The following is a 1,728-nucleotide window of genomic DNA, read 5'->3' as shown; positions in this document are numbered from 1 at the left end:
GGCACCGCCTTCGGTGATGGTCAGGCTGCCCAGCGCATCGGCACTCGGGGTGCCCGCACCGGCCACAAACTTGGCCTCATCCGCCCCGTCCACGTCGGTCACGCTCAGGCTGCCGGTCTCGGTCAGCGTCGGGGTGGTTTCATCTTCAGTGACGCCGCCCTTGTCGTTGCCGCTGATCACCGCGCTGTCGTTGACGCCGGTAATGGTGATGGTGACGGTATGCTCGGTGCCATCCAGGCTCTTGACCACAAAGGTCTCGACCCTGGTTTCACCCTGGCCCAGGTACTGCACGTCGCCGTTGGCCACGTTATAAGTCCAGGCACCGCCTTCGGTGATGGGCAGGCTGCCCAGCGCACCATTGCTGGCCACGCCGTTGCCGGCCACAAACTTGGCCTCATCCGCCCCGTCCACGTCGGTCACGGTCAGCACGCCGCTGTCAGTCAGCACATCCGGGCTGGCATCTTCGGTAACCGCGCCAGTGTCAGCACCGCTGATCACCGCGCTGTCGTTGACGCCGGTAATGGTGATGGTGACGGTATGCTCGGTGCCATCCAGGCTCTTGACCACAAAGGTCTCCACCCTGGTTTCACCCTGGCCGAGGTACTGCACGTCGCCATTGGCCACGTTATACGTCCAGGCACCGCCTTCGGTGATGGTCAGGCTGCCCAGCGCACCATTGCTGGCCACGCCGTTGCCGGCCACAAACTTGGCCTCATCCGCCCCGTCCACGTCGATCACGCTCAGGCTGCCAGTCTCGGTCAGGGTCGGGGTGCTTTCATCTTCCACCACGCCGCCCTTGTCGTTGCCGCTGATCACCGCACTGTCGTTCACACCGGTGATGGTGATGGTGACGGTGTGCTCGGTGCCATCCAGGCTCTTGACCACAAAGGTCTCCACCTTGGTTTCACCCTGGCCCAGGTACTGCACGTCGCCGTTGGCCACGTTAGACGTCCAGGCACCGCCTTCGGTGATGGTCAGGCTGCCCAGCGCGCCATTGCTGGCCACGCCGTTGCCGGCAATAAACTTGGCCTCGTCGGCACCGTCCACGTCGGTCACGGTCAGGCTGCCGGTCTCGGTCAGCGTCGGGGTGGTTTCATCTTCAGTGACCCCGCCCTTGTCGTTGCCGCTGATCACCGCGCTGTCGTTGACACCGGTGATGGTGATGGTGACGGTATGCTCGGTGCCATCCAGGCTCTTGACCACGAAGGTCTCGACCCTGGTTTCGCCCTGCCCCAGGTACTGCACGTCGCCGTTGGCCACGTTATACGTCCAGGCACCGCCTTCGGTGATGGTCAGGCTGCCCAGCGCGCCATTGCTGGCCACGCCGTTGCCGGCCACAAACTTGGCCTCATCCGCCCCGTCCACGTCGGTCACGCTCAGGCTGCCGGTCTCGATCAGGGTCGGGGTGGTTTCATCTTCCACCACGGCTCCGGTGTCGTTNCGTTGCCGGCCACAAACTTGGCCTCATCCGCCCCGTCCACGTCGGTCACGCTCAGGCTGCCGGTCTCGATCAGGGTCGGGGTGGTTTCATCTTCCACCACGGCTCCGGTGTCGTTGCCGCTGATCACCGCACTGTCGTTCACACCGGTGATGGTGATGGTGACGGTATGCTCGGTGCCATCCAGGCTCTTGACCACGAAGGTCTCCACCCTGGTTTCACCCTGGCCCAGGTACTGCACGTCGCCGTTGGCCACGTTATAAGTCCAGGCACCGCCTTCGGTGATGGTC

Annotated in this window: 2 protein-coding genes; both read right to left on the bottom strand. The window is 64.0% G+C overall.

The genetic code is table 11. The features are described 5' to 3' along the window. A partial coding sequence (locus ACM3N8_RS22320) for a VCBS domain-containing protein (protein ID WP_416016604.1) occupies nucleotides 1-1,422 on the bottom strand: 1,422 nt, incomplete at its 3' end. Further along, nucleotides 1,395-1,728: VCBS domain-containing protein (locus tag ACM3N8_RS22315; RefSeq protein ID WP_416016603.1), on the bottom strand; the 334-nt coding region annotated here is incomplete at its 5' end. The genes ACM3N8_RS22315 and ACM3N8_RS22320, both read right to left, overlap by 28 nt.

This window comes from Aeromonas sp. A04, assembly GCF_047780465.1.
Lineage (GTDB): Bacteria > Pseudomonadota > Gammaproteobacteria > Enterobacterales > Aeromonadaceae > Aeromonas > Aeromonas bestiarum.
This window is presented reverse-complemented; position numbering and strand designations above follow the sequence as displayed.